Source organism: Gorillibacterium massiliense (genome assembly GCF_000455485.1).
Classification (GTDB): domain Bacteria; phylum Bacillota; class Bacilli; order Paenibacillales; family NBRC-103111; genus Gorillibacterium; species Gorillibacterium massiliense.
This window is the reverse complement of sequence record NZ_CBQR020000031.1, coordinates 19,795-46,087: the sequence shown is the minus strand read 5'-3', so window position 1 is coordinate 46,087 and position 26,293 is coordinate 19,795. Positions and strand designations below refer to the sequence as shown.

The 26,293-nt window shown below is 51.3% G+C and carries 14 protein-coding genes, 3 pseudogenes and 2 riboswitches; of the genes and pseudogenes, 6 read left to right on the top strand and 11 right to left on the bottom strand.

Annotated elements, in window-relative coordinates; genetic code table 11:
• Positions 1-55 precede the first annotated feature (55 nt).
• Positions 56-3,817 carry a trifunctional glycoside hydrolase family 18/polysaccharide deacetylase/glycosyltransferase family 2 protein gene (locus TJ79_RS03550; protein WP_081756678.1) on the top strand — a complete coding sequence of 1,254 codons (3,762 nt, stop codon included), beginning with the start codon at positions 56-58 and terminating at the stop codon, positions 3,815-3,817.
• A gap of 78 nt (positions 3,818-3,895) precedes the next feature.
• Here the strand turns inward: TJ79_RS03550 and TJ79_RS03545 are convergent, their stop codons facing one another.
• Both TJ79_RS03545 and ade read right to left on the bottom strand, forming a co-directional pair.
• Positions 3,896-4,543 carry a pentapeptide repeat-containing protein gene (locus TJ79_RS03545; protein ID WP_238322762.1) on the bottom strand — a complete coding sequence of 216 codons (648 nt, stop codon included), beginning with the start codon at positions 4,541-4,543 and terminating at the stop codon, positions 3,896-3,898.
• Between the two features lie 81 nt (positions 4,544-4,624).
• On the bottom strand, positions 4,625-6,370 hold the full coding sequence (gene ade / locus TJ79_RS03540; protein ID WP_040948914.1) for an adenine deaminase: 1,746 nt from the start codon (positions 6,368-6,370) through the stop codon (positions 4,625-4,627).
• 100 nt (positions 6,371-6,470) lie between these two features.
• A riboswitch (purine riboswitch) is annotated at positions 6,471-6,570 on the bottom strand.
• Positions 6,571-6,762: 192 nt separating this feature from the next.
• Here ade and TJ79_RS03535 point away from each other — a divergent pair.
• Positions 6,763-7,398 (top strand): TetR/AcrR family transcriptional regulator, encoded by a 636-nt coding sequence (locus TJ79_RS03535; protein WP_040948913.1) that lies wholly within the window; start codon positions 6,763-6,765, stop codon positions 7,396-7,398.
• Positions 7,399-7,425: 27 nt separating this feature from the next.
• The gene (locus TJ79_RS03530; protein WP_040948912.1) at positions 7,426-9,798 is read left to right on the top strand and encodes an MMPL family transporter; all 2,373 of its coding nucleotides are present in this window, start codon (positions 7,426-7,428) and stop codon (positions 9,796-9,798) included.
• Positions 9,799-10,054: 256 nt separating this feature from the next.
• Here the strand turns inward: TJ79_RS03530 and TJ79_RS28620 are convergent.
• The 5 genes and pseudogenes from TJ79_RS28620 to TJ79_RS03510 all read right to left on the bottom strand — a co-directional run.
• Positions 10,055-10,924: pseudogene (locus tag TJ79_RS28620) on the bottom strand (LamG-like jellyroll fold domain-containing protein); the annotation flags it as partial.
• 27 nt (positions 10,925-10,951) lie between these two features.
• A pseudogene (locus TJ79_RS28615) lies at positions 10,952-13,468 on the bottom strand (LamG-like jellyroll fold domain-containing protein); the annotation flags it as partial.
• 690 nt (positions 13,469-14,158) lie between these two features.
• Positions 14,159-14,716, bottom strand: a pseudogene (locus TJ79_RS28610) (S-layer homology domain-containing protein); the annotation flags it as partial.
• A gap of 548 nt (positions 14,717-15,264) precedes the next feature.
• A riboswitch (purine riboswitch) is annotated at positions 15,265-15,319 on the bottom strand.
• Positions 15,320-15,506: 187 nt separating this feature from the next.
• Positions 15,507-16,268, bottom strand: coding sequence for an SDR family oxidoreductase (locus TJ79_RS03515; RefSeq protein WP_040948911.1), 762 nt, complete (start codon positions 16,266-16,268; stop codon positions 15,507-15,509).
• A gap of 53 nt (positions 16,269-16,321) precedes the next feature.
• A complete protein-coding gene (locus TJ79_RS03510) occupies positions 16,322-17,149 on the bottom strand; it encodes an SDR family oxidoreductase (protein WP_040948910.1) in 828 nt (275 codons plus the stop codon).
• Between the two features lie 121 nt (positions 17,150-17,270).
• On the opposite strand from TJ79_RS03510, the gene TJ79_RS03505 reads away from it, so the two are divergent.
• Positions 17,271-17,873 carry a TetR/AcrR family transcriptional regulator gene (locus tag TJ79_RS03505; protein WP_081756676.1) on the top strand — a complete coding sequence of 201 codons (603 nt, stop codon included), beginning with the start codon at positions 17,271-17,273 and terminating at the stop codon, positions 17,871-17,873.
• A 118-nt stretch (positions 17,874-17,991) separates the two neighbouring features.
• Here the strand turns inward: TJ79_RS03505 and TJ79_RS03500 are convergent, their stop codons facing one another.
• Positions 17,992-18,642: a TetR/AcrR family transcriptional regulator gene (locus TJ79_RS03500; RefSeq protein ID WP_040948908.1), complete on the bottom strand. Its 651-nt coding sequence runs from the start codon at positions 18,640-18,642 to the stop codon at positions 17,992-17,994.
• Between the two features lie 182 nt (positions 18,643-18,824).
• Between TJ79_RS03500 and TJ79_RS03495 the strand changes: the two genes are divergently transcribed.
• Positions 18,825-20,258, top strand: a complete 1,434-nt coding sequence (locus TJ79_RS03495; RefSeq protein WP_040948907.1) for an MDR family MFS transporter — start codon at positions 18,825-18,827, stop codon at positions 20,256-20,258.
• Between the two features lie 87 nt (positions 20,259-20,345).
• Here the strand turns inward: TJ79_RS03495 and dhaK are convergent, their stop codons facing one another.
• Complete coding sequence (gene dhaK / locus TJ79_RS26495; protein WP_040948906.1) at positions 20,346-22,118, bottom strand: dihydroxyacetone kinase subunit DhaK; 1,773 nt, start codon at positions 22,116-22,118, stop codon at positions 20,346-20,348.
• Positions 22,115-23,251: a glycerol dehydrogenase gene (locus TJ79_RS03485; RefSeq protein ID WP_040948926.1), complete on the bottom strand. Its 1,137-nt coding sequence runs from the start codon at positions 23,249-23,251 to the stop codon at positions 22,115-22,117. Before TJ79_RS03485 ends, dhaK begins: the two co-directional genes overlap by 4 nt.
• Positions 23,252-23,442: 191 nt before the next feature.
• Here TJ79_RS03485 and TJ79_RS03480 point away from each other — a divergent pair, with 191 nt between their 5' ends.
• Positions 23,443-24,465 carry a PocR ligand-binding domain-containing protein gene (locus TJ79_RS03480; protein ID WP_040948905.1) on the top strand — a complete coding sequence of 341 codons (1,023 nt, stop codon included), beginning with the start codon at positions 23,443-23,445 and terminating at the stop codon, positions 24,463-24,465.
• Between the two features lie 109 nt (positions 24,466-24,574).
• Here the strand turns inward: TJ79_RS03480 and TJ79_RS03475 are convergent, their stop codons facing one another.
• Positions 24,575-26,053, bottom strand: a complete 1,479-nt coding sequence (locus TJ79_RS03475) for an Lsa family ABC-F type ribosomal protection protein (protein WP_040948904.1) — start codon at positions 26,051-26,053, stop codon at positions 24,575-24,577.
• Positions 26,054-26,293: the final 240 nt, after the last annotated feature.

Below are 26,293 nucleotides of genomic sequence, written 5' to 3'. Positions count from 1 at the left end.
ACCGCATGCTATAGTTGGCCTGATCCCCACTTTCTATCAAACGAGGCGTATAGTTATGATCCAGAAGATCAAGCGTTGGGCAGTGACGTCAACCGCCCGACTGGCCGCCTCCTTGTTCGCCTCCCTCTATAATCTACGAGGCGCCGCAGCAGGTTCCCTGGGCCTCTTCATCGGCATGCTGCCGTTAGGCAATTATCGGTTCGCGCTGCTTTTCCTTGTCTCCCTGTTTTTGCAGCTGAACCTGCTCGCTCTTCTGCTCGGCCTCTCCATAACCATGCTTGTGCCGTATTTTCATCTATTGTCCTACTCGTTTGGAGAGCGATTGTTCGGTCATGAGGCGCAGCTTGATTCATCCCTGATCCCCACCGTTCGCAGCCTGGAGAAATGGGCGCTCGGCGGGTCAACCTATTGGATCGGCAGTTTGGCTGTCGGCGCGCTTCTAGCGGTCGTAGCATTTCCGTTCTTCCTCATGCTGTTCAACCTGCCGCGCAAAGCCGCGCCTGTCGCAAAAGATTACGTCTTCCGTGATCCGGCCGGCCGACGCTGGCCGTTGCTCCGGCGGTTGGTGCTGCTCGGCATCAGCATCACGATCATCATCGTGCTCGTCTTTAGCGCCAGTATCAGTTCTACCGCGCTGCTGCCGAATTTGAGCCTCGGCAAAGGCCGCCTGGCATCCGGTTCCCGCACTATTGACGAGAAGCTTAGCGAAAAACAACTCATTCAACAACTGAAAGATGAGGACAGAAAGCATCCGACTTTCCAACTGGATTTTCGCAAGCATCGCAATACCAAGATCAAAACAACCCCCTCCGCACCGAGCAAGCAGGAAGTGTACGGCTTCTATGTCAACTGGGATGAGAGCAGCAAACAATCATTGCTCCAATATGGCAAGATGATCACGACGCTGCTCCCGGAATGGATGCATTTGAAATCTGATTTCTCCATCGACGACCAAACCGATCCGAACATCCTGCGCATTGCAAAAAGTCAACACCTGACAGTCGAACCACTATTAAATAATTTCTCAAACAACCGGTGGGACGGTGAGACGCTGCATGCGTTACTGCAATCACCCGACAAGCAAACTCGGCTTATTGAAACACTTCTTGCGAATATAAAAGCTGCGAATGAGAACGGCATCAACGTCGATTTCGAGGATATGGCCACCGACGATCAGGATTTGTTGACGGCGTTTATGGAAAAGTTGACGGAAGCTTTTCACGCATCCGGTTTGATCGTAACGGAAGACGTCCCCGCGGATGATCATGCATTCGATTACGGAGCCCTAGCCAAGATAGCCGATCGGCTCATCGTCATGATGTACGACGAGCATAGCGAGAGCGGCACGGCTGGCCCTATCGCCTCAAGCAACTGGTTTGAGCAATCGCTGAATCAACTAGATATCCCCCCGGATAAAATGGTGGTCAGCCTCGGCAGCTACGGCTATGACTGGACCGAAGGCTCCAGCGATCCCGCTGATAGCATGACCTTCGGAGATATTATCGAACTCGCGCAGCAATCCAAGTTATCCATTCATTGGGACGACGAGGGGGACAATCCCTACCTGCGATACAAAGAAAGCGGCGACACGCATATCATCTGGTTTCTGGATGCCGCTACCTTTTATAATCAACTGAAAACCGTGCAGGAAAACGGGTTCCGTGGCGTCGCTGTCTGGCGGCTGGGCTCGGAAGACCCTGGGATTTGGAAGCTGTTGGATTCGCCTTCGCCCGGAGCTGACGCGTTATCTACGGTCTATAATGCAAGCCCCGTACATTACAGCGGAGAAGGAGAAATCCTGCGCATTAACTCGTCATCCAGCGACGGTAAACGTCAGGTGGAGATGGACCAGGAAGGGTATGTAGCCGATGAAACCTATACCACCTACCCGATTCCTTACGAAATTCAACGCTTCGGCAAACCAAAAAATAAACAGGTCGTTCTTACGTTCGACGACGGACCGAACGACACATATACGCCGGAAATCCTCGACATATTGAAGCGATATGGCATTAAAGCCGCTTTCTTCGTTGTCGGCGAAAATGCAGAAATGCATCCCGACTTGATAACCCGCATCTATCGGGAAGGTCATGAGCTTGGCAATCATACATTCACCCATCCCAACGTCGCAACCATATCGGCTCTGCGCACGCGCATGGAGCTAAATGCGACCCAGCGGCTGATCGAAGAAATCACGGGTCATTCCATGACGTTTTTCCGGCCGCCTTATGTCGCGGATGCTGAGCCTTCGACGCCATCGGAGCTTCTGCCGATTATTCGAGCTCAGGATATCGGGTATACCATGGCGGGCGAGCTGATCGATCCCGAAGATTGGGCTCGGCCCTCCACAGGCGAAATCGTTCGACGTGTCCTTTCACAGCTGCATGAGGGGAATGTCATCCTACTGCATGACGCCGGCGGCAACCGTTCCGAGACGGTCGAGGCACTCCCGCAGATCATTGAAGCCATTCAGAAAATGGGATATACCTTTACAACTTTGAGCGCATTGATTGGCAAAACACGCACGGACACCATGCCGGCCGTTTCCATCCAGGATGTGGCCTTCATGAATTATGACCGAACAGTGTTCAACTGGCTGGAAAACTGGAATCTGATCTTGCAAGGGGTGTTCTACTGCGCTATCGGCATCGGTATCTTGCGAGTGCTCCTGTTAGGATGGCTGTCCTGGCGGCATAAGCGAGCAAGTCGACCATCGGAAATAGACAATGACTATAAGCCTGCTGTCAGCGTCGTCATCGCCGCCTATAATGAGGAAGCGGTCATTTGTAAAACGATCGGTTCCATCCTGGATAGCGATTATCCGCACCTTGAAATCATCGTCATAGATGACGGGTCCACTGACGAGACCTCCAAAGTGGTGGAAGAGCGGTTCAGCGAGAATGATCGCGTGCGCTTGATCCGCAAAGCCAACGGCGGCAAAGCGTCCGCCGTCAATGCGGGCTTCCGCGAGGCGAGCGGGACGATCATCGTCGCCTTCGACGCCGATACGCTCATCTCGTCGGACGCCATCTCGCTTCTCGTGAGCAGATTCCGCGACGAAAAGGTTGCCGCCGTCTCCGGCAACGTCAGGATCGGGAACACCGGCAACTTGCTTACGATTTGGCAGCATATTGAATACGTGACGGGCTTCAATTTGGAACGTCGGGCGTTTGACCGGCTCAACTGCATTTCTGTCGTGCCGGGTGCAATCGGTGCGTGGCGAAAGTCGGCGGTTATAGAGGCAGGATTGTACAGCGAGGATACGCTGGCAGAGGATGCGGATCTAACATTATCCCTGCTCACTGCGGGATACCGGGTTTATTATGAAGAACGGGCGCTGGCTTATACTGAAGCGCCGGAAGACGTGCGAAGTTTATCGAAGCAGCGTTTTCGTTGGACATACGGCACGCTGCAATGTCTATGGAAACATCGCAAATCATTGTTTAACAGGCGCCAGCCGGCGCTCGGTTTCATCGGCATGCCCAACATGTGGCTGTTTCAATATGTATATTCCGTGCTGTCTCCGGTCATTGATCTGCTGTTTATTTTCTCCCTATTCGGACGCAGTTCGGAGCCGGTAATCTTGTTCTACATCAGCTTCTTTTTGCTTGATCTGTCCGTTGCGTACTACGCGTTCCGTTTGGAACGGATCAACCCTCGCCCGCTCGTCTGGCTGTTTCTTCAACGGATCGTCTACCGTCAGCTCATGACGTATGTCATATTAAAATCAATCTTCGCAGCCATTCGCGGCTCATCTGTCGGTTGGAACAAAATAAAACGTAAAGGCAATGCGCGGATGCAAAAAAGCGAGCAGTAGAGAAAACGGGGATGGGATTCGGGTCGTTATCGCCCCTATCCCATCCCCATTTCGCAACAAAAGCGACTTCACTTCGCCTTAATCTTTCACGATCAATCCGAACAGATTGGCAAAAACATAAGCTTGCTCGCGTGAAATGATGCAGCCCTTCAGATCCTCCACAGCCACGGATATTCCGTTAAACTCGCACTCGCTCAAATCGATGCCTTCCAGCTTCGTATTGGAAAAATAGGCTTGGTCGATTTTGCAACGGCGCAATTCGGTTTTTTGCAGCTTGCATTCGATAATATCCGCTTTGTATAACGAACTGTCTTCGAGGATCACTTGTTTCATGTCGGCAAATCCGAATGATGCATAATCCGCCAAACAGCGGTCGAACCGTACGTTCCGCAGAGTCGCATCCGTGAACAGACTGCCCACCAATTTACACTCCGTGAACGTTGTCCGATGGATAATGGCATTGGAAAAATCCACGTTGGACAAGTCGCATTTTTCGAAAACAACATCGGTCAGTTCGATTCCGGGAAAAGCGGAACCAGTCAAGGTCGCATTTTTAAAGTGGAAGTGATCGAAGGAAACTTTTTCGGCCCGTTGCTGTTCGAGCACGACGTCTTGAAAGATTCCCCTGTCATAGGAATCGGATGTTTGAATATCCGGTTGGTCGAATATCGTTAATTCATTTGGCAGCAGCTTAGGCGCTTCGATTTTCAGGGTAGGTTGTTTCAAAGGCGCACTCCTTTCCATTTTGAAGAAAAAGAACGTTCGTTCCCATTATAGCGAAAAGAACGCGGCCTGAACATCCTGATCTCACTCGGAATCGGCCTCGACCGGAATGATCCGGAAGGAGTGAAAATCGAATAGTCCCTTGTCCGTCAGCTTGAGATGCGGTATAACCGGCAGCGTCAAAAAGCTCAAGGTCAAAAATGGATCGAAGGCTGCAGGAGCGCCAATCTCCTTCAACGACTCGTTCATTTTTTTCAGATTAGCATATACGTCTGTGTATTTCTGCTCCGTCATCAAACCGCCGATGGGTAACGGCAGGGACGCCAGAACTTCGCCGTCGGCGACGACCGCAAGGCCGCCGTTCATGCTTAAGACTTTCTGCAGTGCCGCGAACATGTCTTCATCCGTTGTCCCGACGATGACGATGTTGTGGGAGTCGTGGGCTACGGAGGTGGCGATGGCGCCTTTGTTCAGTTGAAAGCCCTTGACGATGCCTAATCCAATATTGCCCGTTGCCCGATGCCGCTCCACAACAGCCATCTTAAGTTGATCCTTTTTCAAGGAAGGTCGAAACAAGCCGTTATCATTGTCAACCTTCATCCGAAGGTGGTTCGTGACGATTTGATTGGGAATGATTTCAATGATATGGCACAGATCGGACGCAAGTGGAAGCTCGAAATCCTTGAGATGAACCTCTTTTACATGAAAAGTGGATATGGAGGGTTTAGGCAGAGCAGGTTCGGGAACGGGAAAAAGCTCCTCATGAACAGCTCCTTTTTCCGCAACGCATATCCCGCCTTTGTAAACGGAATGGATCGCAACCGACCGCAAATCGTCAAGGAGGACGAAATCCGCCGCAAATCCAGGCGCAATCGCACCACGATCTTGGAGACGAAATGCCTCAGCTGCATTGATCGTGGCCATTTGCACTGCCATGATCGGGTCAAGGCCTTTCGCAATGGCTAACCGTACAATATGATCGATGCTTCCTTCCTCCACCAAATCGTCCAGCAGTTTATCGTCGGTCACAAAGAGGCATCTTCTCGCATTGAGAGGCGTAACGGCGGGAAGCAAAGCTTCGAGATTTTTAGCAACGGTTCCTTCCCGGATCATCAGCCGCATCCCCAGAGAGAGGCGATCGACAGCATCCTGATAGCTGACGCCTTCGTGATCGTTGCGAATTCCAGCCGCCACATAGACATTCAGACCCTCCCGGCCAATGCCGGCGGCATGTCCGTCTATCGGATGCGACTGGAAAGCAGCCAGCTTCCGCAGCATCGTATCCTCTGCCCCCGCTACCGAAGGAAAGTCCATGACCTCGGCAAGTCCTAAAACCATCGGATGGTCCAGGTAAGGGCGTAGCTGCTCCGCATGCAGAACAGCGCCGTTGCTTTCAAATGGCGTAACGGGAACCGAGGATGGCAGCATGATAAAAATATCCATAGGAAGCCCTTGGGAGTTTTCCAATATATAATCGAGTCCATCCGTTCCCGCAACGTTGGCAATCTCGTGGGGGTCCGCCATGACCGTCGTTACGCCGTGCTGCAGCAAAATTTTAGAGAATTCCTGAGGCGCCAGCATCGTACTCTCGATGTGGAGATGCCCATCGATGAAACCCGGAACGATGATTTTCCCTTGGGCATCTACCATACTCTCTCCTGAATAATCGCCGATACCCGCAATAATCCCGTCAACGACGGCTATATCGCCCTCCATCACTTCGCCTGTAAATACATTCATTATTTTTCCGTTTTTGACAACCAGATCGGCGGGTTCTTTCTTTCCTGCGACTAAGATTCTTCTTTTGAGTTGTTCGGTGCAATCCGCCACTCCAATCCCCCCTCGAAAATATGACCCTTTCATATTTGGATATATATGTTAATCCTATCCCTAAATATATGCAAAAAATCCTGACTACAAAAAGCCGCATTCGTAAACGCAAGCTTTTCGTAATCAGGATTTTACGGTTCCTGGTAGAGACCCTCAAACCATATTTTTGAGGTTATACGGAGCATATATTCATAGTCAAACCGGAGTTCAACGCCGGATAATAAAAAACTATAGCATAAATCCGCCTCGTTTCAAACCTCTCTCCTCTCATATGAGGGATGAGTACGCCGTTTAAAATTACCCAAAGCGCAAATTTGCACAATGTGCAAGTTTTATCTATAATAGTAACCAGCAATATTATCCAAAAAGGAAGGTGTGCGTGAAAGGCGATTATGGTTATCAAACAATCTCTGCGAGATACGAAAAAGGAAGCGACTGCCCGAGCGATGGCGGAAGCGGCATTTGAGCTTGCAAGAGAACGCGGTTTAGACGGATTTGTCGTCGAGGATGTCGTTCAGCGGGCCGGTTACTCCAGAAGAACCTTTGCAAACTACTTTACCTGTAAAGAAGAAGCAGTTGCCATCGGCGCGACCACCTTTGAAAACACGCAAGAGTATGATCGTGTGCTAGCGGATTTTCCGGAAGACACTCCCTTGCTGGATGTTATTTATCAGATGGCAAAAGTGCAGCTTACAAACGAGCATATCCGAAAAATGCACGAATTGGTTTCCCTTTCTCGAAAATACCCGACCCTTGAGCCTTATTTTCTCAGCGTTCGCCACGGCTTGCAGACCGAAGCGCAGGAAAGTCTAGGCGAAATGTTCAGCGGACGGTATGAAGAAGTCTATCTCCATCTTCTTTTAGGTGCGGTGTATGGGGCGATTCTTCCCTTGGTCGAAGGACGGCTCAACGTGCTGCTCCCGGATCAAGCGCAATCTGAGAATCCAGGCGCAACTCCCTTCAATCAATATCTGGATACGGTCTTTACTTACTTGCGCAACGGATTTTACAAACAAGAGCACATATAAAACCATGTGGAGGAGAAACAGAAAAAGATGTCTACCTTATTGTACAGAGTGGGGAAAACCGCCTATCGCAAACCGTGGTACTTCATCGCAGGCTGGATCATCGTTCTTGCCGTGATCCTGAGCATTATCGGAATGAACGGTACGCATATCAGTTCCGAGATGAAAATCGAAGGTACCGAAGCTCAAAAAGTGCTGGATAAATTGGCGAAAGAAATGCCAGCAGCCGCCGGGGATCAAGGAAGCGTCGTATTCAAAGCTCCGGCAAATGAGCGTCTGGATACGCCTGAGCGACTCAACGGGATAGTTAATGCCGTTAATCAAGTGTACAAAAATGATTATGTCATCAATCCCGCAGATTATGCCGCACAAGCAAGCGCCTCTCTTGGGAAGGATCAAGCCTCATCTGCTGGCAAAACTGCTGCAGGCCAGACTGCTGCAGGCCAAACCGCTGACGGCCAAGCTGCTACAGGACAGTCTGCGGCGGGTCAGGGTACCGCAGGCGGCAAAACGCCTCCTTATGGTCCATTGATCATAAACGGCAATCAGGTACCCGGCGTATTGATCTCTTCCGATGGAAAAGTAGCGCTGTTCCAATTTCAGTTTACCGTCGAGAAGACATCCCTACCGAAAAACGTGACGGACTCCATTATCGCCACAGTCCAGGAAGCCGGAAAAAATACCGGCATTACCGTGTTGCCCAATGAAACCCTTTTGCCCCTTGAACTCTCCATCGGTTCGACGGAGGTTATCGGCCTCGTCATCGCCGCTGCTGTCCTGCTCATGACATTAGGCTCTGTAGTCGCGGCTGGCCTCCCCCTTCTTGTCGCCCTTCTCGGTGTCGGTCTGGGCGTAGGCGGCGCGTTCGCCATTTCAAGCCTCATCGACATGACGAATGTATCCGCCATTCTAGCGCTCATGATCGGGTTGGCGGTAGGAATCGACTACTCCTTATTCATCGTGAACCGTCAGCGCCGCATGATTTTCGATCAAAAATTGAACGCGGAGGAATCTGCCAGCAGAGCCGTCGGCACAGCCGGCAGTGCAGTATTTTTCGCGGGCTTGACAGTCATAATTGCCTTATGCGGTATGCTCGTTATCGGTATATCTTTTATCTCCACCATGGCGCTAGTCGCAGCCGCCACGGTCCTGATCAACGTATTCGTCGCCTTGACGCTGCTTCCAGCTTTGCTGGGACTGATTGGCGAACGGATCTGCTCAAAGAAAGCTCGGGAGAAAAACAAACTCCATGCGGCCGAAGCGCGCCGTGGAGTTGCCGACAGATGGATTAACGGCGTTATCAAGCTCCGCTGGCTCCTTATTGTCGTCATTGTCGCAGTATTGGGTACGGCAGCTCTTCCGATGGCCAAAATGGAGCTGGGGATTCCCGGCGCCGCCACGGCGAACTTGGATACACCGTCAAGGCAAAGTTATGATGCCATATCCGAAGGGTTCGGAAAAGGCTATAACGGGCCGCTTGTTCTCGTTGCAGAACCTAAGAGTGCCGGTGGAAAAATCACGCCCGAACTTTTGGGCAAGCTCACTCAAGAGCTTCAAACCCAGAATAATGTCTCTCTGGTATCGCCGCTTGGGATGAGTCAAACCGGAGACATGGCCATTTTCAGTCTCATTCCCGAGACAGGGCCAACCGATACGGCAACGCAGCAATTAGTAAAGGATTTGCGCAATCCTGAGTCAACATTCGCCAAAACCCTTGATCTGAACATTGGGGTAACGGGATTCACCGCTGTGCAAATTGATATGTCGGCAAAGCTGGCAGACGTGTTCCTCCTGTATATCGCCATCATCGTCATCCTCTCGTTAATCATTCTGTTGCTGGTTTTCCGGTCGATTATTGTCCCGATCAAAGCTACTGTCGGTTTCCTTCTAACGATACTTGCCACATTCGGTCTCGCTACGGGAGTATTCCAACATGGGTGGATTCATTCGATTATCGGCTTCGATACAGGCGGTCCGTTGTTAAGCTTTATGCCCATCATCATTACCGGTATCCTTTACGGCTTGGCTATGGACTACCAAGTGTTCCTGGTCAGCTCCATGCGCGAATCCCACGTTCACGGGCATCACGGAATCGAATCCGTCGCTCACGGGTATAAAATGGCTAGCCGCGTCGTCGTTGCTGCTGCCGTCATCATGGTTTCCGTATTTGCCGGATTTATCTTCACCGATGATATCATGATCAAACAGATTGGCTTCACCCTCACCATCGGGATCTTCATCGATGCATTCCTTATCCGGATGACACTAGTCCCCGCCGTTATGGCGATCTTCAAGGATAAAGCCTGGTGGCTGCCGAAGTGGGTGGATCGCATCCTTCCGAATCTTGACGTCGAAGGCGACAAGTTGATCGCGAGACTGAATGCTAAAGAGGACGGCAAATAGTCCCTGCCAAACGTAAAAAACCACATCATGCAACGGGAAGCGAATGAACCGCAACCGTTGCATCGATGTGGTTTTCTTTATTACTTTCCAATAAATATGCCGTTCATGTCCAAATTCGTGATTGTATTGCTGATGTTGGTTGATTGCGAGTACGTGCTCCCAGACCAAATAATCATCTTCCTGCACCGAATCTTGCTCCCCCATGTAAAAAGGACACCGCCCAGTCGGACGATGCCCTCATGTTATCTGAAATTCGTTACGGCGTCTGCGCCGAATGCATCAGCCCCTGCACCTCTTGATTACTCAGCGCCCGGTCGTAGACCCGCAGTTCATCGATGCGGCCGGTAAACGCAGGGTCCCAATAGTTGACGCCCAAGGCGAAGATCCCCTGGTCGTTCGTGAATACATTCGGGAAGGCTCCCGAATACTTCTGCACACCATTGATGTATACGGTCGCCGCTCCATTATCAACGACAAATGTTAGGTCGACCCATTGGTTCAGCGGAATCTGAACGCCGCTGTCGGCGAAGACCGTGTCACTGCCGCCATCCGACCAAAGCCCGGTATCCTCAGAAGCTCCTGGGCCTCTCGGCACCACGCTGATCCACTTACCGGACGAGAAACCGAAGAAAGCGGTGGTATATTGATTCTCGGCGGTCATGTAGACGGACATGGATACCGTATAACTGCTGCCCGAGATGAGGCCGTTCGGGAGCTGGATGCCCGTCTGCCCATCGAAGACAGCGGCTTGCCCGGATACCCCCGTATCATAGGTGATCGAACCACCGGCAGGGTTGTTAAGCCGATTTCCGATTACGGTCCCGGCCCCAACGCCAGTGCTGTCATTCAAATTACCATCAAAGGTGTAGTAGGCGATCGGACCATCTGCCACCATGACACTGTAGTTGCCCGTTACATTACTGCCGTCAACCGCTGTTGTGCTGATTGTAGTGGTGCCAGCTGCGACCCCGTGCACCTCGCCAGTAATCGTATCAACCGTAGCAACGGAAGGATCTGCAGAGCTCCAGGTCACGGATTGATTTCCAGCGTTCGACGGAGTCACGATTACGGAAGGAGCCGCGATCGTCTTGCCGACGGATAGTATTTTTGTCCCCGCATTCACTTGAATGCCGCTGACCTTCACGGACGAGTCCTTCGCCAACCCCTCAACTTCTTGGGTCGTCAAGACGCCATTGTAGATCCGCAGATCATCCATCATCCCCTTGAACGGAGTATCCCACCAGTTGACGCCCAATGCGAACGTTGTGCCGGTCGCCCCAGTGAAAATATCCGGGAAGCCTGTGCCCGTATACTTGAGCCCCCCGTTCACATACACCTTCAAGGTTCCGTCTTCTACGGTGAAGGCGAGATGTGCCCAAGCTCCGGGGCTCAAGGCAACGCCTGTCGTGCCGTCATACCAAGTGCCGCTGCCGGACCATAGCATCGCTTGATTGTTGCCCCAGCCGTTCTCCAGCAAGCTAATCCAGTTGGAGCCATCCTTCGCGCCGAAGAATGTGGTCGTGTAGTTCGTCAGTTGATCCGGCTTCACCCAGAGCGCTACGGAGTAGCGATTCGATGTAATCAGACCGGTCGGTAGCTGTACGCCGGACGAACCATCGAAGACGGCCGCCACGCCGTTTAAGCCTTGGGCATAGGTGATGGCGCCTCCGGTTTGCCCGATTTTGCCACCGGTAACAGAACCGTCGCTGAACTTGCCCGCAACATCCTGCAGGTTCCCGTCCAGTGTGTAATGGGCAGCTAGGCTGGCCGGCGTATACGGCAGGACAGTGACAGTGAATGTCTTCATCGCAGTAACGCCGCCATACGTAATCGTAGCGGTCAAGATTGTGGATACGGCATTTTCTCCGATCGCCGGACGGTGGATGACGCCTGCTGCCGATACGACAGACTCATCCGAGGATGTCCAGCTGATTACCGCATGGCGAGTCCCCCTTGTCGGTAGGCTCAGATTGTTCGTCACGCCGGAAGAATCGCCCAGCGTTAAGTCATTCTGAATGTCGCTGACGACCTGCGCTTCCGTCAAATCCGGCTGCTTGCTGCCCCAGACGGAGATGCCTTGATCGGACAAAGCGGTGAAGGTCATCTCCCACTGCTGCAGATTCGGATCCCAACCCTTCACGAAGACGCCTTCGTAAGTTGCTCCGTCTACGGCAATTTCGGCATAGTAGTCACCTGACTTCTGCCAAGTCCCCGTTACATCCCCGCTGATCGTATGATCCGCATTCAGATGGATGAAGACGGAATCCGTAATGGTTTTGGTGGTTGTTTTACCATGATTGATGTACTTATATTCGCCAATCAAGTCCTTTTCGCTGACCGAAGCCAACGATTCGCCGGAGTAACGATAAGGCGCCACCACCGGCCAGTTGTTCTTGTTCTGGAACATCTGGTGAACCCGAACCTCATGATATTCGCCCATGTTCGGGAAGCGGGAGTGGAACACTAGGAACTGCTGCCCGGTGGAATCGTTGATATACACCGAGTTGTGACCCGAGGAGACGTACCCGATACCGGCGCCTGTGCCAGGATCACCTAAATTGCGCTCAAACAGATAGTTACCGATCAGGCGGTTGCCGTACGGATCATTGCTCGTCGCCGAAGCCGAGAGCACAGCGTCTTGGCCTTGAGCATCCAGGTAAGGTCCTTCCGGTGAAGTCGCACGGAACTGCCTCATGTTGTAGCCCCCGTCAGCCCCCAACCAGCCGTAGGTCATGTACAGGTAGTAGTCACCGCTTGTTTTGTCGAATATGATGAATGGCCCTTCGCCCGACTTGCCATATCCGCCCGCAATCTTCGTTCCGAAGTAGCGGTCGATCATGCGCCCGTCAGTTGTCGTTCCGTCTTGGCTGGGATAGATCGGGCGGCCGGTCTTGTTGTCGATCTGCAGCAGAAAGATGCCGCCGGACCAGGAGCCGTAGGTCATCCAGAGCTTGCCGTCCTTATCTGGGAACACGGTCGGGTCGATAGCGTTCGGATATTGGCTGTTTTTAAACGTGCCGTCCGAATTGAACCAGTTACCGGCACCGGACAGCGTGCCGTTGTCGACAAGCGTCTTGATATTGGTGTTGCTCCAGTTTTTGTTCACCGTGCTGTCGGCATCATACGCATCATTCTGCGTGAAGCCGGAGTACACGATGGTATCCACGTACATGTATGGACCTTCGATGGTCTTAGATGCTGCAATACCGATGGCTGAACGGATATAGGTAGAGGATGTGCAGTAGTACATCAGGTAAGCACCCTTGCTACCGTCCGCATTCTCGAAGTCTGCGTTCCAGATCACATCCGGAGCCCAGACGGAGAAGCCGCCTTTGCTGTCGGTATCATTCTCACCTGCCCAAGCGAAGGAGCCGGCCAGGTTGGCCGTCAAGTTGCCGAAGATCACGTTGCCCGGGGTCGTGTAGCCGTTGGTGAAGCGGGTCCAGTTCATCAGGTCCGTGGACTTGGCCGCTTCAATATGAGAGCCAAATACGTAGTACATGCTGCCATCCTTAATGATGGACGGATCATGGACCGAGACGTTGGTATAGGTTGGATTAGGGACTGGCGTCGGCGTTGTCGGCGTCGGTGTCGGCGAAGTCGTGCCCGCACTGCTCGAAGGTGTCGGAGATGCACTATTGATTGCCGTTGAAGTCGGGTTTGTCGTTATAGTCTCCGGTGTTGACTGATCCGGTAACTCCGGCTTCGACTTCGAATGCTCATCTATCTTCACTTTGCCAGTGCCTGTCACAACGATCTTCTCGGATGTGTTAACCAGCAGGTCATGAACGGTGCTATCCTTCTCCACATGAACCTTTGCCGGTGCGTCCAGTTGCAGCTTCTGAATACTGCCCTTGAGCAGCTTCAGGACAGGCATGGTGGATGCACGCACGATGACCGTGCCAAATTGGCCGGACAACTCAACGATCCCGCTTGCCGGGAACGGATCATCGATGACAAGCTGATCGAAGGCTTCCTTCGATGATGAGCCTTCCGTTTCCAGCTTTACGCCGGAATGGGCCGTGGCTTGCTTCACGATAGTTTCCCCGCTGGAAACGATGCGCACAGCGTTGTTCTTCTTGTTCACGTCCAGTTGGGCAATAGACGAATCGTTCAGATGAATGCTATTGGCTCCGCCCCCAGCCACGTGAAGAGTACCATTCACCGTCACATGGTCGAGCGTCACATCCCCTTCGCCTACGCCTGGCGTGAGGAACAGATCGCCTTCAATCATGGAATCCTTCAAGACTATGCCGGGCTTGCTGACGACAGCATTCCTGGTCTGGAGCCCGCTGTAAGTTCCCACCTCGTTCACAATCTCGCCGGACAGCTTGCCGATCATCACGACAGCTTCAGCACGGGTGATGCGATTAATCGGCCGGAATGTATGATCTGGGTAACCGCTTATGAGACCGGATGCGACCAGTGCGCCGATAGCCTCCTTGCTCCACCCTGCGGCCTGATCCGCATCCTGAATCACGCCCGAGGCAAGCGGAGCTGCCTGTACCTGATACGCCTTGGCGAGAATGACCGCTGCTTCTTGACGAGAGATGGGACTATTCGGTCGGAACGTACCGTCCCCATCCCCATGTATGTACCCAGCTGCAACCGCTTTCTGAATCGCCGGCAGGAATACACTCGATTTGTCAACATCCGTGAATGGCACCGACGCCTTTTCCGTCCATTGGAACACACGATCCAACAGCGTTACGAATTCCGCCCGGGTGATGGATTGATCTGGTTTAAACGTCCCGTCCCCATATCCGGCAATCAGATGCTTGCTCTGCCACTTCCCAATCTCTTGGGCCGCCCAATGACCAGCAAGATCGGATAGCTGTTCATCAACTGGGGTGCCAGACCCTACGGAAGCAGCCGATGCAGCCGGTGCAGGAGCCGCCCATGCGGCCGACGGGAGCATCAAGGCTAACGCCAAGATCCCGCTGATCATTCTCCTCGAATTCTTCATTCCTCTTTAACGCCTCCTTCTTTCATAATCGCCAACTTTTCTTGGTCAAACCAACCTGTATTAGAAGGCAAACACCTCCTCCAAAAGGTAAGCGGTTACATTTTATTAATCAATATATTAATGAATTTACATAGTCATAAGTTTATTAACAAATACCCAATAATATCAAACAAATTGTATTGTTCATATATTTATTAATTTATTAAATGTTTTATTAATATATACTACCCTGATCCCTGACCCTCGTCAATCCCCGTCCATCTCTCATCAAAAATAAAAACCGTCCTCGCACACTTGCGAGAACGGCCCTCCATCAGCCTAGACGATAATATCCAGATTATTGCCCACCAACATACTATTCGAGCTGCCATTGGAGCTTGTGCTGGTGCACTACCAACCCTTGACTTGATGTTTTTGTTGACTACGATCACTATAATGCTGCAATAGATGCAAAAAATCCCGACTACAAAAAGCCGCCTTCGCAAACGCAAGCTTTTCGTAATCAGGATTTTACGGTTCCTGGTAGAGACCCTCAAACCATATTAGTGAAGTTATTTTGGCCTGCCTTTCGAGAAAGGCAACATCTTCTCCCTTTTACAGTAGACGTCCTCCGAAATATCCTCCAATAGCTCCAGCTTCAACGATTAAATAGCGCATGAACCGCACCCTCCTCATTTCTATCATGACAACGAAGAGTCTGCCAAAAAAGGAAGCACGTGCAATTCATTTTCTGCGGCTCAGCTTAATACGCCGTCCATCCGCCGTCGGCAGCAATTACAGTCCCGTTCACGAAATGGGAATCGTTCGATGCTAAAAACAGAGCGACAGTCGCGATCTCCATCGGATCGGCAGGTTCCCTCCGCTGCGTCCCAGCAGCTTCCTGAAACACCTGCATGCCATTCATGTCCAAATTCGTCATTGTATTGCTGATATTGGTCATGACGCCTCCTGGAGCGATGGCGTTGCAGCGAATACCTGATTTGGCATACATAAAGCCAACGTTTTTCGTCAATCCGACCAGTCCATGCTTGGATGAGGTGTAGGCAACGCCGCCTTTTCCGCCAGTAATGCCCGCAGCGGAGGCAATGTTGATGATGGCCCCTTCTCCCTTTGTCAGCATGAAAGGAAGCGATTTACGTATGGCGCGCATTGGCCCGGTCAAATTAATGGCGAGTACGCGCTCCCAGAGATCATCCTCGACCGTCTCGATCAGCCTGAAATTGTCCATAATGCCGGCATTATTAACCAGAATATCGACGCCTCCAAAAGCTTCCACGGCTTTGTCCACCATGGCCTGAACATCCTCTTCCTTCATGACATTGGCCACGACGCCGATGGCCGCACCGCCCGCGGCATTAATCCCATCGACAACCGCAGAGATTGCACCCTCGTTGATATCCGCAACGACAACCTTGGCACCTTCCTTCGCATACAATTCCGCAATCGCTTTCCCTACACCAGATGCGGCTCCCGTTACGATGGCCACTTTATTGTCCAGTTTCATTTTACATTCTCCTCCGATTCCCATTATTCGTTATATGTTAATGAAACGATGAATCATACTTGGGTTTGTTTCAGTTTGGCGAGCCGCCTCATACTTGAGGTTGTTCCGCCATCCACAAGCAAATCGGTCCCGGTGATATACGAGCTTTCCACACTGCAAAGGAATTGAACGGCAGATGCAATCTCGCTTGCATCCCCAACTCTCATCAGCGGCGTGTTATCCAACATGACCTTCATCATTTCTTGTTTACTGGCCTCTTGTCTTCCCATTGGCGTATTTATGGTACCGGGGGAGACCGAAACGATGCGCGCTCCTTTTTGCCCCCATGCCCATGCTTGATCTTCCACCATAAGCAGTACGCCCAGTTTGGATAAACCATATGCAGCTCCTGGATTGCCCTCAGTAAACGTTTCCATTTGATCCATAAAATGAGGAGCAAGGGGATCCGCCAATATGTTGGTATAGGCTTCATTTCGCGGAGTGGCATGGGCAGCCATTGAGGCAACACATACAGCCACGCTGCCTGGAACGGCCAAAGGCAAAAATGCTTTTAATATCAGCGCAGTCCCGATCGCGTTTACTTCCAAAATCTTGCGTGCATCCGCCATCGTCGGCGACAAACCCGCCGTGTGGATAATCGCGCCCAGTTCGCCCAACTCCTCTGCAAGCGCTGCCAATTCATTCACTTGCAGTTCGTTTGCGATATCCACCTTTTTCGTGCTCACAGCCGTTATCCCTTGGGCCGCCAGCTCATCTGCCGTTTGTTTCAGACGATCTTCATTCACGTCAGCCAAGAGCAGCTTGCCAAGCTTGCCCATACGGGCTGCAATGGCTTTTCCCATGCCACCGGTACCGCCGGTAATCACATAAACTTTATCCATTTTCTTTGCCTCCCTGTCAAATCTTCAGTACAATGAATAAAGAGTGTACGTTTATAATAATTCTATTTTTATATCGAATTCAAACTACATTCTTCATGAAAATGTCCGTTTTCAGAAGGAGATGATCTGGATTATGCTCGCAGCCGAAAGAAACGACCTTTCTGCCGAGTGGCTGATTACAGAAGCCTTTATGGTGCTGCTCAGTACTGTTCCCTTCGATAAAATAACCGTTCGTGCCATCGTAAAAAAAGCCGGCATCAGCCGGTCGACTTTTTACGTACATTATCAAGATAAATTCGATTTGCTCAGCAGAATGACAGATCAGATCACGAACGAGCTCCTTGACCTGTACGGGACGGAAACGAGCGAAGAGGCCATTTTCAATTCAAATAACATCTTCGACGAACAACGGGCGTTGTCCAATACGGTTGCCATCTTTGATCATTTACGAAAATACGAGCATTTTTACCGTGAACGTTATCTCCATCCGGAATTTGTATTCCAACTCTCCGAACGGCTCATCTCCAAACTGAAATGGGCTTATCTTGACGAGACCCATGCCTCTTTTGCCGCCTATGGAACGGTTGGATATATAGGGCGCTGGCTGACAAGCGGACTGAAAGAATCCTCATCCGAAATCGCCAAGAAGCTGACAAGCGTGGCCGAATTATCTTTGCCTCAAGTGCGGCTTAAAATGCAAAACGAGCTGAGTATAAGCGGATAAAGCAGCCGCTGCAGCAATATGAAAAGCCTAGGAAAACCGAGATTCGGCTCTCCTAGGCTTCTATCTTTTTAAACGTCTTCATTCAGCTTACCGAATTCCACATCGATTCGCCAAACTACTAATTGTGCGCTAAGACGAGGGGCAAGAAAATCACGTCTACGATCTCCGTGACCGTCTGTTCGGAAATCGGTTCAAAGGTGGCCAAGATTTCATGCATAATGAGTTCAACAGGAAGGGCGATGACCCGATCGGGGATAGATTTAAAGGAAATCTCTCCTCGTTTCTCCGCATTTTGCAAAATCCTCTTCATGCCCGACGTCAGGATGTTATCGTTTCGCAGACTCATAATTTTTGGCAAGGAGCTTAGCAGATCTTTGCCGAGATGATCCACCAAGAGACCATGAAACGTTTCCGCACCAATTAACTGCATCGGTGTTACGATTTTCTGCAACAAAGTCAGTAAGTCTTCCCGCAGATCGCCCGTATCCGGAGTTTCTAATGACGGCTTCGGCACATGCTTGCTGAGGGCGGCGATCACGAGCAGCGGTTTATTGGACCAACGGCGATAGATGGCGTTCTTGTTTGTCTTCGCACGGGCCGCTACCCTCTCCATGGTAAAATTGCTGTAGCCGGCTTCCCCCAGCTCGTCCCAGGCCGCTTGTAAAATGGCATTCTCCAGAATGTCACCGCGGCGGCGGGTACTGGATTTCTCTTCATCGGTACCAGCACTTTGTTCCCCGGTGGTTTTCCCCTGCTTTAAATCCTTCATCCTTCTTTTCCTTTCTTCAAAAAAGCATCGCATACCGTTTCATCTGTCCAATTGTATATTCTTATTTTAATCCACATCGCAAAAAAAAACGATTGCTTTTCCGGCAGCTCCGTATTATCCTATTTCCATAAGGTACGATACGTACCGTACCTTATTCGATATGGAGAGAGGAGACCTACTCTGTGAGTAAACAACAAACAAAAGAAAAACCGCAAAATGAAAAGCTCGACCCGAAGATTCTCAAGATCGCGCTGATCCTCGTTTTTGGCGCATTGGCGCCCCAGTTTGATTCAACGATGGTCAATGTCGCCATCGAAACGTTGACGAGAGAGCTGAATAGCACCGTTTCCGCGGTTCAGTGGGTGATTACGGGCTATGTGCTGACGATGGGACTGTCTGTACCGGTTTCCGGTTGGGCCGTAAACCGATTTGGCGGAAAACGGGTATATTTATTTGCCCTTACGGCATTCTTAGTAAGCTCGATCCTTTGCTCCCTGGCGTGGAATGTCGGAAGCTTGATTGGATTCCGCTTGTTGCAAGGCGTGGGTGCCGGTTTATTGATCCCTACGTTGCAGACCGTGCTTGTACAGATTACCGGCGGTCGCAATTTGGGGCGCCTCGTCTCGATCATCGGCATTCCCGTTTTGCTTGGCCCGATTCTTGGACCGGTACTTGGCGGCCTCATCATCGACGGCCTTAGCTGGCATTGGATTTTCTATGTGAATATTCCCATTACGGGAATTGCTCTGCTTCTAGCTTGGCGGGGAATCCCTACGGACACGCCGTCCAAAGACAAACGCCAACCTCTAGATCTACTCGGCCTGCTGATGCTCTCCCCCGCTTTCGCCCTGCTCATTTACGGAATATCTCGGATCAGCCGACATGGCGGAATGAACAGCAGCGATGTGCTGGTTCCGCTTACGATCAGTCTTTTGCTGCTGGCTGCTTTTATCGTATACGCCTTGCGCACGAAGCATGCGCCCGTGCTTGACTTGCGTCTGTTCAAATCCCGTAATTTCCTCGCCTCGAATATTACCGTATTCCTGTTGGGGATGGTGATGAATGGAGCGTTTCTCCTGCTCCCTCTCTTCTACCAGCAGGTTCGCGGTGAAACGATCATTCATACCGGATTGCTGCTCATTCCCCAAGGTATCGGTATGCTGCTGACCCGAGCCTCGGTTGGGAAACTCGCCGACCGTTTGGGAGCGCGCCCCATCGTTATGGCCAGCCTTGCCCTCGCCATGGTTGGGATGCTTCCTTTCACCTTCGCGGACCAGGATACCAACTGGCTGTTATTGGCGGGAGGGCAATTGATTTTCGGCGCCGCTTTAAATGGGATCCTCATTCCCATTATGGTCTCTGTGTATGACGGTCTGAAAAAAGAAATGATCCCCCATGCCAGCGTTTCGACCCGCATTTTCCAAACTATTGGAGGCGCATTCGGCTCTGCCGTTTTGGCTACCGTTATCGACCACCAATTGAACCGAAAAGCCGCTTCATCGGTAGCATCTCTAGCCCAAGCCTATAATGCGGCTTTTTGGTGGGCTATCGGCTTCGCCGTAATCGCCGGCATAGCTTCTCTATTTTTATCGAGCCGAAGAAAAGGAATCATTTAAAATTGTCCGACCGCTGGAGAAGATGCAAAAAAGAAGGAGCAAGCGAAAACAACCGCTTGACTCCTTCTTTTCTTTTGGCATAACCGTCTACTTTAAGCTTGCTGCGAGCTCCGTAAAAATGACGCCGAGAGCAAAAGCTCCCGCATCCGGATAACCAATACTGCGCTCACCGACAACACCCGCGCGGCCCATCCGCGCCACGATGGTTTCTGTCTGTTTGGCTCCCTGGACCGCCGCTTGAGCACCCTTTTGGAATGCAGCTTTCAAATCGACGCCAGTTTTCGCGTTCTCGTTCCAGGCATCGGCACAGGGTACGAGAGCGTCGATCAGCGTCTTGTCGCCGACAGCAGCTCCACGGCCGAATGAACGCTCTCCCGTGGATTGGATGCCTTGGACCGCCGCCTGCATCATGTCCGCGAATTCCGCCGGTGTAAGCTCCGAGCGGTCGCCCGCTGCGCGAGAGGCTGCACGGAACGCCGAGCCCCAGATCGGGCCGGATGCCCCACCGCAATGCTCCATGATGACCAGGGAACAAGCATCCAAAAACCGTCCTATGGTAAGAGGCTCCTGGGCTAAAATATCCCGCCATTCCCGTTTCAACTGACGAAAGCCCTTTGCCACGCTCATTCCAAAGTCCCCGTCCCCGGCATGAGCGTCAAGCTCGCAGAAAGGAACCTCATTCCGGATGATCACTTCACACATCTTGTCGAGCAGATAAACCAGATTGTCCGTCGTCACTTTGTTTCCATTAATAACCGCATACGAGCCATCTGTCTCCACTTCGTAAGAAACCGGTTGGTTTTCTCGCTCTTGATTGGAGGGTTCGGTGTGGATTTCGGTGAAAGAAACGCAATCGACCGGTCCGCTTACTTTAAAAGCCGGCGTATCGCTTGGGCGGGAGAGTAACGTTTTCAGTTCGTCGTCCAGTTTCATAATGGAAACCGAAAGGCCGGCCATGTCGATGCTCGTCATGTAGTTGCCCACGAAGGTCCGGTTAACCTTCACTTGATGGGCCGCCAGCTCCCGGTTCACTGCATGATTAAAGAGATAAAGCTCCTGTAGGGGAGTCGCGCCGAAGCCGTTGATCAACAGGGCGATTTCCGATTCGGAACCGTCGTTCAAGTTAAGGTCGCCGAGCAGGTCGGAGATCATGCGCTGGGCCAATGTGTCCGCATCCAGCAGCTTCTCGCGGCGCGATCCCGGTTCGCCGTGAATGCCGACGCCGTACTCCATCTCGTCGGGACCCAGTTCAAAGGTCGGCGTCCCTTTAGCCGGGACGGTGCATGAGGTGAGCGCTGCGCCGATGCTGCGGACACTTGCCGCAGCCTTCTCTGCAACGGCTTTCACCATCGCCAGACTGCGGCCTTCCTCGGCAGCGGCTCCGGCGATTTTATGCACCAGCACAGTTCCGGCTACTCCCCGCCGACCAACGGTGTACAGGCTGTCTTTTACGGCGATGTCGTCATCGACTTTGATGTAGTCGACTTCAAGACCGTCCTCCGTCGCCAAGTGGGCGGCATTTTTAAAATTCATCATGTCGCCGCTGTAATTTTTAATGATGAGGAGCGTTCCTTTGCTGCCTGCCGTTGCTTTAATCGCCTGGTACACCTGGATTTGCGAAGGGGAAGCGAATACGTCGCCGCAGACCGCGGCATCCAGCATGCCGAATCCGACAAACCCGGCATGGGCCGGTTCATGCCCGCTGCCTCCGCCGCTGATAAGCGTCACTTTCTCGGCGTTCAGGTCCCTCTTTTTTATGATTTTATATTTCGGAAGAAATTCCAGTTCGGGATGAGCCAGGGCAATGCCGCTGCCCATCTCCATAACCAGATGCTCCGGCCGGTTGATGATCTTTTTCATTTCGTTGCCTCCGCCTTATAGTGCGCACCCAAACGGTCCGCTGTCGCAATGGCGGCGGCAACTTGAGCCGCGGTAACAGGGAAAGGCATGGCATGGATCGACTCTTCGGCGATGCAGGCTTTGTTTGCCACTTCCATGAGCTCATCTGGGCTGATCTTCTCCACGCCGATATCCGCTAAGCAAACCGGCAAGCCGACGGAGAGGCAAAAATCCATCACTTCCTCCAGCTCTTCCGTAGGAGCGTTTTCCAAGACCAGTTGGGCGATGGTGCCAAACGCCACTTTTTCACCATGGAAATAGTGGTGCGTGCCTTCCAGAATCGTTAACCCGTCGTGAATGGCATGGGCTGCAGCCAGACCGCCGCTTTCGAATCCGAGACCGGATAGGAGGATGTTCGTTTCGACGATATTTTCCAGCGCCTGGGTCACCAGATTGTTATCGCATGCCGCTTTCGCCTTGACGCCGTCCGATAGCAGCATCTCATAGCAAAGCTTCGCAAGGGCGAGAGCTGCGTTGGTGCCGACGACTTGCCCAGTCACGCCTTCCCGGACTCCGCAGGGCAGACCGGCATTCACCTTCGAGTAGGAGCGGGAAGTGGCGCGGGCTTCAAAGTAAGTCGAAAGAGCATCTCCCATTCCCGACACCAAAAAGCGAGTCGGCGCCTTCGCGATGACCGTGGTATCGATCAGAACGAGGCTTGGGCTTTGCTTAAAGTAGGCATAATCATCGAATGCGCCTTCCGGCGTGTAAAGCACGGCCGAGTGACTGGTCGGCGCGTCCGTAGCGGCAATCGTCGGGCAAATGATCAGCGACTCACCCTGAGCAACGCATTTTGCCGCATCGATGGCTTTGCCTCCTCCGAGGCCAACAATACAATCACAGCCTTTGTCGGTTGCGATGGTTTGCAGTCTTGCCACCTCCGGCCGGGAGCACTCGCCAATAAAACCGCTTTCAACAAAGGTGATATTGAATTTTTTCGCTGTGGCGTCCAGCTTATCCTTCACCCGTGCAACGTCGTCAGGATGCGCAATTAGGAGCGCCGATTGGCCGAATGACTTCACAAAGTACCCCAAATTCAACAATTCGTCTTCGCCTTGCACATATTTCGTGGGACAAATAAACGCTTTTCTCATCGGAAAATCCTCCATTCATATTTTCGCCTATACGACTTCCCTTTCAAGTTTACCGGAGTGCAAGCAGCTTGACATTGGACGAAGCGAGCCATAAATTGTAGATATCCATCGTAATATTTTGCACTCCGTTCATCGAATAGAACATTTTAGACGGGTAGAATCTTACTATCCAGCTATCGGAGGAAAAGAATGTGATCCGTGAGCATCTCGGCCTACGCCATATTCTCGATTTGGAGAAATGGGAGCAGCTCCAAGATTCCTTGGCTGCCGTCACCAAATTGGCCATTCTCACCGTGGACTACAAAGGAAATCCCGTAACCGCGCATAGCGGATGCCAATCCTTCTGCCAAATGGTGCGGCAGGATGAACATCTGCTTCCTTACTGCAAAAAATGCGACTCCCGCGGAGGCATCGAGGCTGCGCGAACGAACGAGCCTTATATCTACCTTTGCCACTACAATATTATTGATATTGCCATACCTATCATTATTGACGATCAATATCTTGGCGCCGTCATGGCCGGACAAATTCGACTCTCCGATTCTACAAACGATGCCGAATTGGAGCAGATCAGCAGCACGAAAAACAAAAAGCTATACAGCGAAAAGTGGGACGACTTAAAAGATCATTATGCAAATTTGCCGACCATGTCCTATTCGGAAGTCCAAACCGTATCCAAGATGCTCTTTCAGCTGTGCAGCTATTTGGTCCAGGAAGCGTTGAATAAAAATCAATTGATTGAAGCGTTGAAAGAATCTACTGCCGTCGGCAGCGCGCTGTCTCTATCCGCAATATCCGATATTTTGTCCAGCGACTCTCTGCACCATGCGGAAGCATCCCATAAACAGAAGATTAACCCTTCGGCTCCAGATCCAGATAACCCAGGCTGCACCAGCCCTGTTCTCCAACCTGCCTTTGATTATGTTTATGCCCACAAGAGCGAAAATCTGTCCTTGAAAAAAGCGGCCGAGCTTTGCCATATCAGTCCCAGCTATTTCAGCCGCTTGTTTGTCAAAGAAACCGCCGAAAACTTCTCGACCTATCTTCCGCGCCTGAAAATGAAGTGGGCAATACAGCTGCTGGCAATATCGGACCTGCCCGTCTCGCAAATCAGCAACGAGCTAGGTTATAGCGAAACCGGCTACTTCATAAAGGTTTTCAAGAAATACGTCGGTTCAACGCCAGCGGTTTATCGAAGGAACAACAAAGGATAACGGCAAAAAACCACATGTTGCATGTGGATGCCATGTGGCTACTTTTGCAGCATGTGGTTTCTGTTTCGGTGGAGACAAGAATTTTTAGCCAATATCTATTCGAAAGTCTCTACAGCTCGACGGTCTTCGTGGCGATATGATCGCAGAACGTCCGGTCGTGCTCTACAAACAGAATCGTCGGTTCATACTCAAGAAGCAACTCTTCGATTTGCATACGGGAGATAACGTCAATGAAGTTCAGCGGTTCATCCCAAATGTGTAGATGCACGTTTTCACACAGGCTCTTGGCGATGAGTACCTTCTTCTTTTGGCCGCCGCTGAAGGCGGACATATCCTTCTCGAATTGAACCCGTGCGAAATCCAGTTTGCGCAAAATCGCCTTAAACAAGCTTTCGTCGATCCCGTTGTCTCTGGCGTAGTCTGTCAAGTTCCCCTGCAGATGGGACGTCTCTTGGGATACGTAGGATATTTTCAATTGACTCCCTCGTCGGAAAACGCCGGTGTGCTCGATGTCCTCCCCGCAGATCAGCTTGATTATACTGGACTTGCCGGACCCGTTCTTCCCGGAAAGCGCCACTCGGTCCCCTTTTTCAATAGTAAAGCTGACGTCCTCGCACACCCGGTTCTCCCCGTATAAGATCGATACATGCTCCAGCTCGGCAAGCTGGCTTTTATGGTACGCAAGCTGTGAAATCTTCAAGCTCTCGGAGCCTTCGATGTTTTTCAACAGCCTGGATTTCTCATCGATGGCCGATTCCTGCCGCTGCTCGATGGATTTGGAGCGCTTCATCATTTTGGCCGACTTATGGCCGATATAGCCCCGATCCACCTTGGAACCGGAATTGGTGCTGCCGAATTTCGTCTTCTCCACTTCGTCGGACCATCCCGACGTCCGCTTGGCAGCTTCCGATAAGCGCTTAATGTCCTTTTTCAGCTTCTCGTTCTCGGCCAGCTCGAAGTCATCCTGCCTTCTCTTGTTTTCCCACCAGTCGGAGAAGTTTCCTTTCTGAATATCGATGTTGGTTTTGTTGATAGAGAGAATGTGGTCGACACAGTTATCAAGAAAGGTCCGGTCATGGGATACCAAAATGAAGCCACTTTTCGTCTTGAGATAATCGCTGACGATTTGGCGCGCATGCATGTCCAGATGATTAGTCGGTTCATCGATTAGCAAAAAGCTGTTTTCCTTCAGAAACAATACGGCCAGCAGTACCTTCGTTTGCTCACCGCTGGAAAGCGATTCGAAAGGCCGGTACAGCACATCCTCGGACACTTTGAGCAGGGTAAGCTCGCGCATCAGTTCCCAATGCACATAGTCGGGATGGATTTCCTCGATGACGAACATAGTAAGGTTTTCCTTGTTTTCGACGGAGTAAGGAAAATATTCGAAGCTAACCTTAGCCGAGATCGTCCCGCTAAACTCGTACTTGCCCAGGAGCAAGTTGAGAAAAGTGGTCTTCCCGCGGCCGTTTCTCCCTGTGAATCCCAACTTCCAATCGGTGTCGATTTGGAAACTTACGTTTTCAAAAATATTATCGTAGCTGCCATCATAGGCAAACGTCAGATTCGATACGTTAATTAATGACATAAACAATATCCTCCTGTAATAGGGAGTGTCTGTAGGAAGTTATCCCGAAGCCATCTTCCGAAAAAAATAAGAGCTGCAAGAAAGTTACCTTCCCGCAGCTCAAATCTATACAGCAAATTCAACCTATTCCAGGTTAAATTCGGATATCGTTTGAGTGAAAAGTCAGGATAACTTTCTTGCCGTGAAAAATAAAACTTGCGATCGGGATCGCAAAAATCGTTTTATTATTTTTCATCATTA

Excerpts from the sequence above, each read along its gene's own strand:
- TJ79_RS03550 (WP_081756678.1), top strand. The coding sequence starts at position 56 with ATGATCCAGAAGATCAAGCGTTGGGCAGTGACGTCAACCGCCCGACTG.
- TJ79_RS03535 (WP_040948913.1), top strand. The coding sequence starts at position 6,763 with ATGGTTATCAAACAATCTCTGCGAGATACGAAAAAGGAAGCGACTGCC.
- TJ79_RS03530 (WP_040948912.1), top strand. The coding sequence starts at position 7,426 with ATGTCTACCTTATTGTACAGAGTGGGGAAAACCGCCTATCGCAAACCG.
- TJ79_RS03515 (WP_040948911.1), bottom strand. The coding sequence starts at position 16,268 with ATGAAACTGGACAATAAAGTGGCCATCGTAACGGGAGCCGCATCTGGT.
- TJ79_RS03510 (WP_040948910.1), bottom strand. The coding sequence starts at position 17,149 with ATGGATAAAGTTTATGTGATTACCGGCGGTACCGGTGGCATGGGAAAA.
- TJ79_RS03505 (WP_081756676.1), top strand. The coding sequence starts at position 17,271 with ATGATCTGGATTATGCTCGCAGCCGAAAGAAACGACCTTTCTGCCGAG.
- TJ79_RS03500 (WP_040948908.1), bottom strand. The coding sequence starts at position 18,642 with ATGAAGGATTTAAAGCAGGGGAAAACCACCGGGGAACAAAGTGCTGGT.
- dhaK (WP_040948906.1), bottom strand. The coding sequence starts at position 22,118 with ATGAAAAAGATCATCAACCGGCCGGAGCATCTGGTTATGGAGATGGGC.
- TJ79_RS03485 (WP_040948926.1), bottom strand. The coding sequence starts at position 23,251 with ATGAGAAAAGCGTTTATTTGTCCCACGAAATATGTGCAAGGCGAAGAC.
- TJ79_RS03475 (WP_040948904.1), bottom strand. The coding sequence starts at position 26,053 with ATGTCATTAATTAACGTATCGAATCTGACGTTTGCCTATGATGGCAGC.